Source organism: Kangiella sp., from assembly GCF_014762745.1.
Taxonomy (GTDB): domain Bacteria; phylum Pseudomonadota; class Gammaproteobacteria; order Enterobacterales; family Kangiellaceae; genus Kangiella.
Genome location: NZ_JABURJ010000041.1, coordinates 1 through 13,331, shown reverse-complemented (window position 1 = coordinate 13,331; position 13,331 = coordinate 1). Strand labels below are relative to the sequence as shown.

Below are 13,331 nucleotides of genomic sequence, written 5' to 3'. Positions count from 1 at the left end.
GACAAGGCTCGGGCTTCAACTTAAAAAAACTGTCAACCTATTTTAGGACGGGACAAATTGATAACAATCCCTACTTCCACTACTTAACGACCTTCAGCTTTGGCTTCCCTTTTGGTGGCTTAGGTGGCTCGTCATCAGGGCCATCATCATCACTGGTGCCATTATCAGCTTCCTCAGAAACAGTTCCTAGTTCTGGCTCATTGTCTTCCTCCCCATACATGTTAGCAGAGAACATAATGCCCTGATCGTTTTCACGAGCATAGATAGCAACAATAGAGCTAGTTGGAATATACAAGCTTAACGACTGCCCGGAGAAGCGCGCATTAAAGCTGACATAATCATGATTGAGCTCAAAATTAGCTACCGCAGTAGGCGCTATATTGAGAACAATTTTGCCGTCATTGGCAAACTGCATTGGAACATCAACTTGCGGATGGGAAGTATCGACCAGGATTTGAGGAGTCCACTCATTATCGAGAATCCACTCGTAATAAGCGATTAATAGGTAGGGTTGTAATGGCGAGTTACCCGCCATTACATTAGTCCCATTTTGATCTCGCGTTCTTCTTCGGTCAAACTGACTTTGAACGACTCACGATCAAAAATTCTTTCCATATAATCATGGATGGCTTTGCTTCCGCGACCTGAGATCTCAATACCCAATTGATCAGCACGCCATAACAATGGAGCGATAACACAATCTACTAATGAGAACTCTTCACTCATAAAATAAGGATTGCTGGCAAACACTGGAGCCAATGCCATAATACTTTCCTGTAATTCTTTACGGGCCTTTTTCGCTTTAGCTTCCGTACCATTAACGATAAGCTCATATTGGCTATACCATTCTTTCTGAATGCGATGCATCATCAGACGGCTTCTGCCACGAGTTACCGGGTAAACCGGCATTAATGGAGGATGCGGAAATCGCTCATCCAGATATTCCATAACAATGCTGGCTTCATATAAAACCAGGTCACGGTCAATCAGTGTTGGTACCGAACCATAAGGATTCAGATCCAACAAATCTTCCGGAACATTATCAGGGGTAACTTCTACCACTTCGTAGTTTACGCCCTTTTCTGCTAATACAATGCGAGCCTGGTGGCTGTATACATCGTTACCAGAAAAGAGAGTCATTACTGAACGTTTGGCAACTACTGCCATACTGTTTTCTCCTGCGAACAACAAGAAAGCCTCGGCGAAAATTCACCGAGGCTTAGGATGCTAATTAATGTACGTCTTTCCAGAATTCTTTCTTCAGGAAGTAGGCAAATATCAATAGCACAAATAAGAACAATAGAACCCAAACACCCATGCGCTTACTTTCCAGTTTTACTGGATTTGCTGTGTAAGCCATGAACGCAGTCAAGTCACGAATATTTTCATCGAACTCTTCAGGAGTCATCTGTCCTTCTTTAATCTGAACGAACATTTTGCCTTCCGCAGCCAGCTTAGCCATTGCCGCCTCTGCTTCATGCTGCTGTTCTTCTGCTTTAGCTTTCGCTTCAGCACTAGCTTCAGAATCATTTAGCACAGCTTTGGCATTTGCAATTTGCTCTTCAACAGAAAGCAATTCATCACTCTTTGCCTGTAAGCCTTGCAGATCAGCAAGAATATGCGGCATACCCACTGAAGGGAATACCGTATTGTTCACACCAAAAGGACGTGACGGGTCAACATAGAAAGAACGCAAATAGTTGTATACCCAGTCTTCGCCACGAACACGTGCAGCTAATGTCAAATCCAAAGGATTCACACCAAAATATTTCTTTTCGGCTTGCACAGGATCCATGGCTTTATCCATAGTATCGCCAAATTTCTGATCACCAAGAATCAAGTTGTTTACTGTTTGCTCTTCAGTAAGCTCCAAATCTTGAGCAATACGTGAATAGCGAACATACTCCATCGAGTGACAACCCAAACAGTAGTTCACGTACAATTTGGCACCATTTTGCAATGATGTTTTATCCGACAAATCAATGTTTGCCGGATCATTTGGATAAAATGTACCGCCGCCTGCAGCAAATGCAGATACAGGTAGCAGGAATAAAATAGCTGTAATTAACTTTTTCATTTGTCTGTTACCCTCTCTGGTACTGGTTTAGTTTTCTCGAACTTGGGCAAGAACCACAAGGCAATAAAGAAGAAGAAGTAATAGACCGTACAAATACGTCCTAGCCATTTAGTAAAGTCTGTTACAGGAACAACACCCAGAATGCCCAGAATGATGAATGATATAACAAACAAGGCTAGTAGGATTTTGTATGAAGCACCACGATAGCGGATTGACTTCACTTTTTGACGATCAAGCCAAGGTAACAGGAACAAAATCACAATTGCCAATGCCATGACAATGAAGCCACCGAACGGATCCGGCACAGCACGCAACATTGTATAGAATGGTGTGAAGTACCAAACCGGGGCAATGTGTGGAGGAGTTTTCAGCGGATTGGCTGGCTCAAAGTTTGGACGCTCTAGGAAATAGCCGCCAAAATCTGGAGCAAAGAAGACCACACCCAGGAAAATCATCATGAAGACGACCACACCAACGATATCTTTTACTGTGTAATAAGGGTGGAAAGGAATGCCGTCTAGCGGAATACCGTTCTCATCTTTCTTCTCTTTGATTTCAACACCATCCGGATTGTTAGAGCCCACTTTATGCAACGCAACCAGATGCAAGAACACCATGGCAACTAGCGCTAGCGGAACCGCAACAACGTGCAATGCAAAGAAACGGTTTAGGGTGGCTAATGACAATGTAAAGTCACCACGAATCCACTCAACCAAATCGGGACCAACTACGGGCACGGTACCGAACAGGTTAACAATCACCTGAGCTCCCCAGAATGACATCTGTCCCCATGGTAGCAAGTAGCCCATAAAGGCTTCTGCCATCAATAGAACAAAGATGATCATACCGAAGATCCAGATCAACTCACGAGGCTTCTTATATGAACCGTACATGATGCCACGGAACATATGCAGATAAACTACAACAAAGAATGCTGAAGCACCGGTTGAGTGAAGGTAACGAAGGAGCCAACCATATTCCACATCACGCATGATGTACTCTACAGAAGCAAATGGTTCGCTTGGGCTATAGAACATGGTTAACCAGATACCGGTTAACAATTGATTTACAAGAACCAGCATGGCCAATGAACCAAAGAAGTACCAGAAGTTGAAGTTCTTTGGTGCGTAATATTCTGCTAAATGCTCATTCCAGACTTTAGTTGCTGGGAAACGGGCATCAAGCCAAGTCATAAAATTCTTAAACATTAGGCACCTCCCTCTTCACCAATCACAATCATTTTAGCTGTTGTGTCGATAGTATAAGGAGGAACTTCCAAGTTGGCGTTTGCTGGAACACCGCTATAAACACGGCCAGCCAAATCAAACTTAGAACCGTGACATGGGCAGTAATAACCACCTAGCCAGCCACCTTCTAATGAACCTGCATCCGCAAACAACTGCGGTGAACAACCCAGGTGTGTACAAATACCGACTGCCACGAAGATATCTGGCTCGATTGAACGGTATTCATTTTTACAATACTCAGGCTGTTGTGGCTTTTCGGATTCTGGATCTGCTACAAACTCTTCACTTTTCGTGATGCTCTGTAACATTCTCTCGTCACGACGCATAACCCATACAGGCTTACCACGCCACTCCACAGTAATTTGCTGTCCTACCTCAAGTTTGGTGTAGTCATACGATACTGGAGCACCTGCAGACTGCGCTTTGGCGCTTGGTGCCCAGGAACGAACAAAAGGTACTGCCGCACCAATCACACCAACCGCACCGACTACTGAAGTAGCACCGATTAGCAGATTTCTGCGTCCTTTGTTGACGCCCTGATTACTCATTCGGTTAGTCTCCCCACGAAGAAATAGCACCACCCACCAATGGATGGCGTCGGAAAATCATGATTTAAATCGATTCTGCTATGAAGCAAACCTTCTTAATTAATGCAAAAAACACTTATTTGCGCTTCTACGGCAGAATACTGCGCAGGGATCATATAGGAAAATACCCACAAAAACAATGAGGTCAGACCAGAGCGACAGCTGTAACTTATTGAAAGTCGGAAAAATTCAGAAAGGATAAATAAAAAAACACCCGCGGTGTGCGGGTGTAAATAATGCCGGAGTTCCTCTCCGGCAATTCTTGTCTGAAACTTAACGTTTCGAGAACTGAGGGCGCTTACGTGCTTTATGTAGGCCCACTTTCTTACGCTCAACTGCACGAGCGTCACGGGTAACAAAGCCAGCTTTACGCAATGGAGCACGCAATTCTTCATCATACTCCATTAATGCACGAGTGATACCGTGACGAATAGCACCGGCTTGACCAGTACCGCCGCCGCCAGCAACAGTTACGTACACATCAAATTTTTCAAGAGTTTCAGTTAGCTCAAGTGGTTGACGAACCACCATGCGTGATGTTTCACGACCAAAATACTCGTCAAGACTACGCTGGTTAACGGTAATCGCACCATTCCCAGGACGCAGGAAAACACGAGCTGTAGAGCTTTTACGACGACCTGTTCCGTAATATTGTTCAGCCATTGTTCTCACCTTAGATTTCTAATGGGATTGGTTGCTGAGCAGTATGATTGTGCTCAGTGCCAGCGTAAACTTTCAACTTGCGGAACATCGCACGGCCCAAAGGATTCTTAGGAAGCATACCTTTTACCGCTTTCTCGATGATCATTTCAGGTTTAGTTGCCTGCAATTTCTCGAAGTTGGTTTCTTTAATGCCACCTGGATAACCAGAGTGACGATAATACATTTTGTCCTGTGCCTTGTTACCAGTCACAGTTACTTTCTCAGCGTTGATGATGATAATGTAGTCACCAGTATCAACGTGAGGCGTATATTCTGCTTTGTGTTTGCCTTTCAAACGGCGAGCTACTTCAGTCGCCAGGCGGCCTAAAGTCTTGCCGCTAGCGTCGACTACGAACCAGTCACGCTTAACAGTTTCAGGCTTTGCACTGTATGTTTTCATATTCTTTAAGCTCCAAAAAGCCATTTGCACCCGCAATAGGGAACCGATCACGGCCCTAAAAAAGAGAGCGCGAATTCTACAGAAATCACCCCTATAAAACAAGAGGCGACACCAGGATTTTCAAAAATTATCAAATGTCTCGGCCAAATTTATGAATTTTAAGTAAAATCCTGCGAAAAAGACTTTATTTACGGGGCTTTTAGCGCTATAAAAAGCGCTGATGGGGAGTCAATTTTGCAATACTCGCCAAGACGACCGATATTTTAACAGTCAACTAACATAAGAGGCAAAGGAAAAATGGCAGATAATAAAGCCCGCAAAGTTACAGCGGTTCAAGAAAAATTCACAAAAACTCAAATCCTTAACGAAATCTCAGCACAAACAGGCCTAACCAAGAAAGACGTGTCAGCGGTTTTAGACGAGCTAGGCGTCGTTATTGAGCGTCACATCAAAAAACGCGCAGTTGGCGAATTCACCTTACCTGGCTTACTGAAAATCAGCACCGTTAAAAAGCCAGCGGTTAAAGCTCGCAAAGGTATCAACCCTTTCACAGGCGAAGAAACCATATTTAAAGCCAAGCCAGCCAGCGTTGCGGTTAAAGTACGCCCACTTAAGAAATTAAAGGATATGGTTAAATAGTTACTAACCACTCTTTGAGCTCTGAAGCCGACATCATTGTCGGCTTTTTTATAATAATAACCTGCAAATTATAAATAAACTTACATAAGGGGAAAATCGTGAGTAAATTTAAAACCACCGTTTATGGAACAATCTTACTTTATTCGTTAGTCCTTATACCGCATGTGCATGCACAAGACGATTTTTATGCTGGTCTTGGCTTAGGGCAGGCAAAAAGTGATGCATGTGATATTGATAGACCATGCGATGACAAAAGCACAGCATGGAAAGGCCTTATTGGCTATAATTTTAGTGATAATTTTGCTGTCGAACTCAATTATCATGATTTAGGTACTTTTACTGGTAGCGAACCATCATTCGATGCCAAAACTGAGTTGGATGTCACTCTCTATTCTTTATTATTAGTTGGCTCCATCGATATTACTGACGATTTTGCAATCTTCGGGAAATTGGGAACAGCTGAATGGTCTAGTGATGCAAAGTTGATTCAACCAGTAGCAGGCGATAGATATAAAGATGATGGCAACGGTATGACTTATGCGCTTGGAGTGTCTTGGAACTTCATACAAAACCAACAATTTTCTCTAAATTGGCAAACCTATGATATTGAGATAGAAGGGATCTTGCCTATTATCGATGAAACTGCAGATACAGACGCTATATCATTGGTGTATACATTAAGTTTTTAACAAAATTTCTCAATCTAGATAAAAGCCGACTACAAAGTCGGCTTTTTTTAAACCTGAAAGAAGTGGTTAGATAATCTAAGCCAAATGCTCTTTGGCGAGATATTCCTTGCTTTGCATTTCCTGCAGGCGGCTAACGGTCCTTTCAAACTCGAAGGCTAAGCCTTTTCCAGTATAGAGTTCTTCCAAAGCGACTTCGGCAGAAAGAATTAACTTCACGTGTCGTTCATAAAACTCATCCACCAAGGCGATAAAACGACGTGTAGCATCATTGACGGAGTCATTGAGTTGCGGGATCTTGCTGACGAAAACCGTGTGGTAGTTGCGGGATAGCTCTATATAGTCGTTGGCCGAGCGCTCCGTTTTGCAGATGGCATCGAAGGTAAACCAGACTACATTGTCCGATAATCTCACCGCATCAATTAAACGACCTTCTATCTTGAGCTTGCAGTGCTGTTGCCCTTCCTCACCGGATAATTGCAGGAAGTATTGCTGCATATTTTTATCAGCAGCTTCGTCCAGCGGGTAATGATAGATTTCCGCCTTTTCCAGGGTTCGCATCCGGTAATCAGTGCCACCGTCCACATTTAATACCTGACAATGCTGCTGTATTAGCTCAATCGCGGGTAGAAACCGCTCACGCTGCAAGCCATTCCAGTAAAGTCGCTCAGGTGGAATATTAGACGTTGCCACCAATACGATATTGCGTTCAAACAGTTCTTTAAACAAACCGCCAAGGATCATGGCATCGGTGATATCGGTGACAAAGAATTCATCGAAGCAGATGACACGCGCACGTTGCGATAATTGATCGGCAATTTTCACCAGAGGATTTTTCTCGCCAGACAAGGTTTTCAACTCATGATGAACTTCATGCATAAAGCGGTGAAAATGTAGCCGGATTTTGCCTTTTATCGGCAGGCAGTTAAAGAAAGTATCCATCAGCCAGGTTTTACCACGACCGACGCCTCCCCACATATACAATCCTTTGACGGGCTCCAGATCCGAAGACAGCCAGCGTTTGACCAGGTCCATGAAGCCACCACTGGGGCGACTGTTTAGCAAGTCATCATACACTCGTTGCAGAGCTGCTACTGCTTCAGCTTGAGCTGGGTCTTTTGCAAAACCATTGGCCAGATCCTGCTCATATTTTTCTAAGGGTGTTAAATCGATTGGACGCATATAATGAATACTTATAGTTCTTCAGGCAAATGTGACTGTAGGCTTTCTTCCATTAATTCACGCAATTCTACCAATCGGCTGTGAAAAAAGTGTCCAGCTCCTTGCATGCGAATCACATCAGGTTTGGTAGGTAACTCATCAAGCCATTTAAAGACAGCCTCGGGGTCAACCACTTCATCTGCATCACCCTGCACCACTAACCAAGGACAGTCGGGAATTTCAAACTCATCAAAACTGAAACGATTGACCGGTGGCGCTATGCTGATTAACTGTTTGGCGTCAAGCGATTTAGCCTGTAGTGCAGCGATCCAGGAACCAAAGCTGAAGCCAGCGAGCCATAGTGGTCGACCCGGATATTGCTTCTGCATCCACTCAACAACCTTGATCAGATCCTGCTGCTCACCCCTGCCCTCGTCATACTTACCCTTAGATTCGCCAACGCCGCGAAAGTTGAAACGAACCGACGGAATGCCTAGTCCGGCCAGAGCTCTAGAAACCGTATAAATCACTTTGTTGGTCATAGCGCCGCCGTGTAAAGGATGCGGATGGCAACAGACAGCAATAGCATTTCTTTCAGGAGAATCGGGTTGATCAAGGGTTGCTTCTAGATGACCTGCAGCACCTTCTATCAAGAAATGATTTTTATTCACTCGATTATTAAGGTTGATTGATATTGCCGGCTATTTTCGCACGTTTTGTCGATAGTTGGAACAAACCAGCCAGCCACAAAAAAAGAGGCCGAAGCCTCTTTCCCGTGATTCATAATGAAACCTTTAGTACTTATTAGACGCTTTGCGCCCTTTCTTGTCTTCTTCCAGACGCTTCTTCTCATATTCGCGCTCTGCTTCCTGTTGCTTTTTTAAGGCTTCCTTTTCTTCCTTATTCCATTCACGCTCAGACTCAGCTCTGGCCTTTTCTTGCTCGCGAAGCATTTCTTCATAAGCTTTTCTATCTTCCCGCTCATGTTCACGTAAATCCTTTTGACGCTCCTTTTCGAGCTTCTCACGTTCTTTTAATAATTCCGCTCGCTCTTTGATCAGTTCTTCACGTTTTTTCTCATCGTCAAATGCTGAGGTTGTATTGACCAGACCAAGTACACTCACCAGACCTGCTATCAGGATTGCTTTCATAACTCTTACCTTTGTTTCAATTCAAACATTGCCGGTTATTATTTTTCATTACCCACAGGATGGAAAGTCACTGACTCATGTTTAGCCGTAAAATGCCAAATAGTTTACTTTTGCTAGCGCGACAATCTCACAAGGTTTCGGGATTTTGTGACTGTGGTGTCAGGCTCTCGTTCCACTCACGGGCAAAATCTCGCTGCCATCGCCAATTGATAAAAGCAACAATGATCATTGTTATCAAGGCTCCTAAACCAGCTAAAGCCATGTCCTTATGAGCATCCCAGACGTCTCCCTGCGTGCCCAGATAAGCGGTACCGACATCACCACCAAAAACAAGTGCCGCAGCCCATTCTATCAGCTCATAGATAGCCGACGTCGACAAGGTCAGGTCTAAGGGTAAAAAATAACCCCAAAAGCCCTTCACCTTTACTATGCGAATAAAAATTTCACGGATAGGATAGGCAAACAATAAGCCATAGGCGAGGTGCAGAAAACGATCATAATGATTGCGTTCCCAGCCAAACCAGTCATTCAGTGGTGAACCAAAAATAGATTCACTCCATTGATTATAGGGAACAAGTGAATAGGTATAATGTGAACCGATTTCGTGAAAGCACAAAAAAAGAAAAATACAAAAGTAGGAAATTCTGGACAGACGAAATTTTTTATAACTGCCTATAAGGCCTACTACTAACAGGAACATCAAAACATTTTCAAGGAGCCAGGTAGAGCGGTCGACAGGATTAATTGCACATAAAACAAAGACTACTAAAAAGATGCCGCTCAAAGTGAGTAAGAATTTTGTGTTATAGGTCATGAATCCTCTCGAACTTACGGCTATTTATTGTGTATCATAAGATCAAATCAGGGATTTAGGCAATTTTCGCTTAGACGACATTGACAGATTGAGGAATATAGATTCATGTCCAGTCCATTAATTATCTTCTTGCTCCTTATTGTTGCAGTTGGCGCATTCTTTTTCGGCCGTTGGCACGGCATGTCGCAACGCACCAAAGCATTATCCGAAGAATTAAAAGCCAAGGATGACGAACTCAACACACTAAAAGAAGACGTCAATAAGCATTTTGATGAAACCGCACGACTATTTAGTAACGTCACAGAAGAGTATAAGATGCTCTATCAGCACCTGGCTAGCAGCTCAAGTAAATTAAGCAATCGTAAATTTGAATTAAAGCTGAGTAGCAATACCGGAACCCTGGCAGGACTTAGCAGCCCATTGGAAAAAGAACTCAATGCTAATGTGATTGATAGCGAAGCTAAAGAAATTGCTGACTATGATGCAGGCCCTCAGCAACCCAGAGACTACGCAGATGATGATATGGACGATGATTATCATCCTGCCCATAGCACAGAAACCATAAAAGAGAATGTGTCTGACAAGGAGCAGAGCAAAGAAACAGGGAACTCACAGCCAGAGTCAGAATCAGAGCTAAACGAAGAAGCTGACGATAAAACAACAAAAGACAAACTTCACCCGAATTAATAACATCAGTTGTTTGACTGAAATTTGAGGAACCCATGCGATTTATTATTCTTATTGGCTACATTGTGAAATATTTACTGGTCGGTCTCGGCATCGCAGCCCTGTTTATTGTCTTCATGCCGGGCCGCTTCTCGATCAGCCCCCCAGTGCAGCAAACAAGCTCAGTCGAAGGTCAGCCCACCCAGAACACCACTCCATTTATGGGTTATGCAGAAATGCTGGACAAGGCGCGCCCTGCGGTGGTCAGCATTCAGGCTCGCTCAAAACTATTCCCACTGACTGATCCAGAATGTCAAAACAGCTTAAGAGCAGTTCCAACCGGCACCAATGCCTGCGCATTTTTGAATAACGGCTCAGGAGTTTTTATCGATCAACAGGGGCATATTGTGACCAATGCACATGTCTTAGATAAAGCCGAGTCGATCATTGTTGAGATGATGAATGGACACAAGCTGGCAGCAGAAATGATCGGTCTTGATAAAGACTCCGATCTAGCACTACTGAAAGTTGATTATCAACCCCAGCATATACTGCCATTAAGCTCAGAAGACCATAGCCGTGTAGGTGATATCGTGTTTGCAATTGGTACGCCCTACATGGCGTTTGAGCAGACCGTGACTCAGGGCATTATCAGCGCTAAATTTTTCTCGCGAGTCTCTCACTACATTCAAACAGATGCCGCCCTTCGATCAGGAAATTCAGGTGGCGCGCTGGTTAATAGTCAAGGTGAGCTAGTAGGTATCACAGCCTTAAGCTCTCGTGACGAGTCGGGAGAAAAAACCTATCAGAACTTTGCCATTGTCGCTGCAGACGTGCAGCATGTTGTTAATGAGCTGTTAGAAAATGGCGAAGTGCAACGGGGCTGGCTGGGCCTGAATGGCGATATGACCATCAACTTCCGCTCCATCGTTCAGGAAATGAGCCTGTCACCACAACAGCAACAGCAGCTGGCTAGCCAAATCGAGCAACTTCCCTTTGGTCAGGGTATTGTGATCACCGCAATTAATGGCAATGGTCCGGCCGATAAAGCAGGACTACAACCACTAGACATTATTACCCGAGTCAACAGCCAATCAATCAATACTACCGCCGATCTGATGGCGGCGATCTGGAACGCGCCACCGACAACCAAAGTCGATATTGAATATTACCGCGACGGTCAGAAAGAGCAAACCGAGGTAGTGTTAGGTTATCGGAACTAGCTTTCCTAGAACCAGTTTTCCCAAATACTGCTTTCCAGAATCCAGACATCAAAAAAGGGCCAGTTGGCCCTTTTTTCTTTACCGCTTATGATAATCTTATGATGCTAACCAATACGTTTAATGTAGGCACCCAGATTTTGTAGCTTCTCTTCAATGGTTTCATAACCACGATCAATGTGATAGATCCGATCCACTAAAGTTTCGCCTTCCGCACATAAACCGGCCAGAACCAGACTGGCGGAGGCACGTAAATCAGTTGCCATAACCTGTGCTCCCGAAAGATGCTCAACACCACGACAGATGGCAGTATTACCTTCAATAGCAATGTCCGCGCCCATGCGCTGCATTTCCAGAACATGCATAAAGCGATTTTCGAAAATAGTTTCGGTGATGGTACCAGTACCTTCTGCAACTGCATTCATGGCACAAAACTGGGCCTGCATATCTGTTGGAAAGCCCGGATAAGGAGCCGTTTTGATGTTTACCGCTTTCGGACGCTTTCCATGCATATCAAGCTCAATCCAGTCGTCGCCAGTGGTGACCTCTGCGCCAGCTTCTTTGAGCTTAACTAACACTGCATCCAGAATATTCGGATCGGTGTTTCGGCAACGAATACGGCCACGCGTCATAGCTGCGGCAACCAGATAGGTTCCAGTTTCAATACGATCCGGCAACACATCGTGATGACCTCCATGCAAGCGCTCAACGCCCTCAATGGTAATCACAGATGTGCCCGCTCCACTGATTTTCGCGCCCATGCTATTTAAGAAGTTGGCCAGATCGACCACTTCAGGTTCACGCGCAGCATTCTCAATCACCGAAGTGCCATCGGCCAGAGCCGCCGCCATGATTAGATTTTCGGTAGCGCCAACGCTGACCATTTCCATGACAATTTTAGCTCCTTTTAAACGGCCATCCGATTTTGCTTTAACATAACCGGCTTCCACTTCGATATCAGCGCCCATCTCGCGCATACCTTCTATGTGCAGGTTCACTGGACGCGAACCAATGGCACAACCGCCTGGCAGAGACACTACTGCCTCACCAAAACGTGCCAGTAGCGGGCCCAGAACCAGAATCGAAGCACGCATGGTTTTAACTAGCTCGTAAGGTGCTTCATGACTGTGGATTTTGCGGCTATCAATTTCAACATTAAACTTATCATCGATAGTCAGCTTGGCACCTAAACGCCCCATCAGCTCTAAAGTCGTAGTCACATCATTCAAATGCGGTAAATTGCCGATTGTGGTTACGCCATCTACCAGCAAGGCGCCCATCAAAATAGGTAGGGCCGCATTTTTCGCACCAGAAATCTTGATCGAACCATCAAGAGGGCCAGCATCTTTAATCAGTAGTTTATCCATGATTGCTCACTCAGGCTTAGGCAAAATGCTTGGCTTTTGACCATTCTTCAGGCGTGTATGCCTTTATAGTCAAAGCATGAATATCACCACTGGCAATATGCTCATTAACTGCGGCATAAACCATCTGTTGCTTTTTTACGCTACGCAAGCCTTCAAAGGCCTTGCTCACAACAATCACCTGAAAATGACTACCATCGCCATCCACACGCAACTCTTCACATTCAATTTCTTTTTCAATCAGGGACTTAATCTGTTCAATCATTTGTCAAATACTTACGTTAATCGAAGTTATGGCCAAGCATGATAACGCCAAAAACTGCGTCAATATAGACACAAAAGTATGAATCATTAGCAAAGTTGGCACTAAAGTGGCGTGATTTTACCTGAATTCCCTATGATAAACACCTGTGAATGACATCAAACCCCTTTCGCTGTACAATGGCGCGCTTATTTGTCGCAATTTCACTTCAATGAAGGGCAATGCTTTGAAACAATTTCAATTTGTCAGTCAAAGTCATGCTTATCCTATAATAAGTTAAGCCCAGTTATTAATAACCCAAGCTCTCTAAGGTTTCCATGATAGAACACATTGCCTATATTCTGGTTGGTATTAC

At 44.2% G+C, this 13,331-nt stretch carries 17 protein-coding genes; 4 read left to right on the top strand and 13 right to left on the bottom strand.

Translation table 11 applies throughout. The features are described 5' to 3' along the window. Window positions 1-79: 79 nt before the first annotated feature. From HUJ19_RS02670 to rplM, 7 genes are all read right to left on the bottom strand, one after another. Window positions 80-535 carry a ClpXP protease specificity-enhancing factor gene (locus HUJ19_RS02670; RefSeq protein ID WP_290622131.1) on the bottom strand — a complete coding sequence of 152 codons (456 nt, stop codon included), beginning with the start codon at window positions 533-535 and terminating at the stop codon, window positions 80-82. Continuing rightward, window positions 535-1,167, bottom strand: coding sequence for a stringent starvation protein SspA (gene sspA, locus HUJ19_RS02665; protein WP_290622129.1), 633 nt, complete (start codon window positions 1,165-1,167; stop codon window positions 535-537). The genes HUJ19_RS02670 and sspA overlap by 1 nt, the downstream gene beginning before the upstream one ends. Before the next feature lie 64 nt (window positions 1,168-1,231). Beyond that, window positions 1,232-2,077: a cytochrome c1 gene (locus HUJ19_RS02660; protein ID WP_290622127.1), complete on the bottom strand. Its 846-nt coding sequence runs from the start codon at window positions 2,075-2,077 to the stop codon at window positions 1,232-1,234. Further along, window positions 2,074-3,285, bottom strand: a complete 1,212-nt coding sequence (locus HUJ19_RS02655; protein ID WP_290622125.1) for a cytochrome bc complex cytochrome b subunit — start codon at window positions 3,283-3,285, stop codon at window positions 2,074-2,076. The genes HUJ19_RS02660 and HUJ19_RS02655 overlap by 4 nt, the downstream gene beginning before the upstream one ends. Next, window positions 3,285-3,872: a ubiquinol-cytochrome c reductase iron-sulfur subunit gene (gene petA / locus HUJ19_RS02650; RefSeq protein ID WP_290622124.1), complete on the bottom strand. Its 588-nt coding sequence runs from the start codon at window positions 3,870-3,872 to the stop codon at window positions 3,285-3,287. The genes HUJ19_RS02655 and petA overlap by 1 nt, the downstream gene beginning before the upstream one ends. 312 nt (window positions 3,873-4,184) lie before the next feature. Then, the gene (rpsI, locus tag HUJ19_RS02645) at window positions 4,185-4,574 is read right to left on the bottom strand and encodes a 30S ribosomal protein S9 (RefSeq protein ID WP_018625334.1); all 390 of its coding nucleotides are present in this window, start codon (window positions 4,572-4,574) and stop codon (window positions 4,185-4,187) included. A gap of 10 nt (window positions 4,575-4,584) precedes the next feature. Further along, a complete protein-coding gene (gene rplM / locus HUJ19_RS02640) occupies window positions 4,585-5,013 on the bottom strand; it encodes a 50S ribosomal protein L13 (protein WP_026309359.1) in 429 nt (142 codons plus the stop codon). A 297-nt stretch (window positions 5,014-5,310) separates the two neighbouring features. Here rplM and HUJ19_RS02635 point away from each other — a divergent pair, with 297 nt between their 5' ends. Both HUJ19_RS02635 and HUJ19_RS02630 read left to right on the top strand, forming a co-directional pair. Continuing rightward, on the top strand, window positions 5,311-5,652 hold the full coding sequence (locus HUJ19_RS02635) for an HU family DNA-binding protein (protein WP_290622122.1): 342 nt from the start codon (window positions 5,311-5,313) through the stop codon (window positions 5,650-5,652). A 98-nt stretch (window positions 5,653-5,750) separates the two neighbouring features. Next, window positions 5,751-6,341: an outer membrane beta-barrel protein gene (locus tag HUJ19_RS02630; RefSeq protein ID WP_290622121.1), complete on the top strand. Its 591-nt coding sequence runs from the start codon at window positions 5,751-5,753 to the stop codon at window positions 6,339-6,341. Window positions 6,342-6,416: 75 nt separating this feature from the next. On the opposite strand, the gene zapE is transcribed toward HUJ19_RS02630, so the two are convergent. From zapE to HUJ19_RS02610, 4 genes are all read right to left on the bottom strand, one after another. Then, on the bottom strand, window positions 6,417-7,520 hold the full coding sequence (gene zapE / locus HUJ19_RS02625) for a cell division protein ZapE (RefSeq protein ID WP_290622120.1): 1,104 nt from the start codon (window positions 7,518-7,520) through the stop codon (window positions 6,417-6,419). 11 nt (window positions 7,521-7,531) lie between these two features. Next, window positions 7,532-8,170, bottom strand: a complete 639-nt coding sequence (locus HUJ19_RS02620; protein ID WP_290622118.1) for an alpha/beta fold hydrolase — start codon at window positions 8,168-8,170, stop codon at window positions 7,532-7,534. A 123-nt stretch (window positions 8,171-8,293) separates the two neighbouring features. Continuing rightward, window positions 8,294-8,650 carry a hypothetical protein gene (locus HUJ19_RS02615; RefSeq protein WP_290622117.1) on the bottom strand — a complete coding sequence of 119 codons (357 nt, stop codon included), beginning with the start codon at window positions 8,648-8,650 and terminating at the stop codon, window positions 8,294-8,296. Window positions 8,651-8,777: 127 nt separating this feature from the next. Beyond that, window positions 8,778-9,464 carry a DUF2238 domain-containing protein gene (locus HUJ19_RS02610; protein ID WP_290622115.1) on the bottom strand — a complete coding sequence of 229 codons (687 nt, stop codon included), beginning with the start codon at window positions 9,462-9,464 and terminating at the stop codon, window positions 8,778-8,780. A gap of 105 nt (window positions 9,465-9,569) precedes the next feature. Between HUJ19_RS02610 and HUJ19_RS02605 the strand changes: the two genes are divergently transcribed. Together HUJ19_RS02605 and HUJ19_RS02600 are read left to right on the top strand one after the other, a co-directional pair. After that, a complete protein-coding gene (locus HUJ19_RS02605) occupies window positions 9,570-10,151 on the top strand; it encodes a DUF1043 family protein (protein ID WP_290622114.1) in 582 nt (193 codons plus the stop codon). A gap of 35 nt (window positions 10,152-10,186) precedes the next feature. Next, the gene (locus HUJ19_RS02600) at window positions 10,187-11,353 is read left to right on the top strand and encodes a trypsin-like peptidase domain-containing protein (RefSeq protein ID WP_290622113.1); all 1,167 of its coding nucleotides are present in this window, start codon (window positions 10,187-10,189) and stop codon (window positions 11,351-11,353) included. Between the two features lie 104 nt (window positions 11,354-11,457). Here the strand turns inward: HUJ19_RS02600 and murA are convergent, their stop codons facing one another. Both murA and HUJ19_RS02590 read right to left on the bottom strand, forming a co-directional pair. Next, a complete protein-coding gene (gene murA / locus HUJ19_RS02595) occupies window positions 11,458-12,717 on the bottom strand; it encodes a UDP-N-acetylglucosamine 1-carboxyvinyltransferase (RefSeq protein WP_290622111.1) in 1,260 nt (419 codons plus the stop codon). Between the two features lie 16 nt (window positions 12,718-12,733). Continuing rightward, on the bottom strand, window positions 12,734-12,979 hold the full coding sequence (locus HUJ19_RS02590) for a BolA family protein (RefSeq protein ID WP_018625323.1): 246 nt from the start codon (window positions 12,977-12,979) through the stop codon (window positions 12,734-12,736). Window positions 12,980-13,331: the final 352 nt, after the last annotated feature.

Excerpts from the sequence above, each read along its gene's own strand:
- HUJ19_RS02610 (WP_290622115.1), bottom strand. The coding sequence starts at position 9,464 with ATGACCTATAACACAAAATTCTTACTCACTTTGAGCGGCATCTTTTTA.
- HUJ19_RS02600 (WP_290622113.1), top strand. The coding sequence starts at position 10,187 with ATGCGATTTATTATTCTTATTGGCTACATTGTGAAATATTTACTGGTC.
- murA (WP_290622111.1), bottom strand. The coding sequence starts at position 12,717 with ATGGATAAACTACTGATTAAAGATGCTGGCCCTCTTGATGGTTCGATC.
- HUJ19_RS02615 (WP_290622117.1), bottom strand. The coding sequence starts at position 8,650 with ATGAAAGCAATCCTGATAGCAGGTCTGGTGAGTGTACTTGGTCTGGTC.
- sspA (WP_290622129.1), bottom strand. The coding sequence starts at position 1,167 with ATGGCAGTAGTTGCCAAACGTTCAGTAATGACTCTCTTTTCTGGTAAC.
- HUJ19_RS02670 (WP_290622131.1), bottom strand. The coding sequence starts at position 535 with ATGGCGGGTAACTCGCCATTACAACCCTACCTATTAATCGCTTATTAC.
- HUJ19_RS02655 (WP_290622125.1), bottom strand. The coding sequence starts at position 3,285 with ATGTTTAAGAATTTTATGACTTGGCTTGATGCCCGTTTCCCAGCAACT.
- rpsI (WP_018625334.1), bottom strand. The coding sequence starts at position 4,574 with ATGGCTGAACAATATTACGGAACAGGTCGTCGTAAAAGCTCTACAGCT.
- zapE (WP_290622120.1), bottom strand. The coding sequence starts at position 7,520 with ATGCGTCCAATCGATTTAACACCCTTAGAAAAATATGAGCAGGATCTG.
- HUJ19_RS02660 (WP_290622127.1), bottom strand. The coding sequence starts at position 2,077 with ATGAAAAAGTTAATTACAGCTATTTTATTCCTGCTACCTGTATCTGCA.
- HUJ19_RS02605 (WP_290622114.1), top strand. The coding sequence starts at position 9,570 with ATGTCCAGTCCATTAATTATCTTCTTGCTCCTTATTGTTGCAGTTGGC.
- HUJ19_RS02635 (WP_290622122.1), top strand. The coding sequence starts at position 5,311 with ATGGCAGATAATAAAGCCCGCAAAGTTACAGCGGTTCAAGAAAAATTC.
- rplM (WP_026309359.1), bottom strand. The coding sequence starts at position 5,013 with ATGAAAACATACAGTGCAAAGCCTGAAACTGTTAAGCGTGACTGGTTC.
- HUJ19_RS02590 (WP_018625323.1), bottom strand. The coding sequence starts at position 12,979 with ATGATTGAACAGATTAAGTCCCTGATTGAAAAAGAAATTGAATGTGAA.
- petA (WP_290622124.1), bottom strand. The coding sequence starts at position 3,872 with ATGAGTAATCAGGGCGTCAACAAAGGACGCAGAAATCTGCTAATCGGT.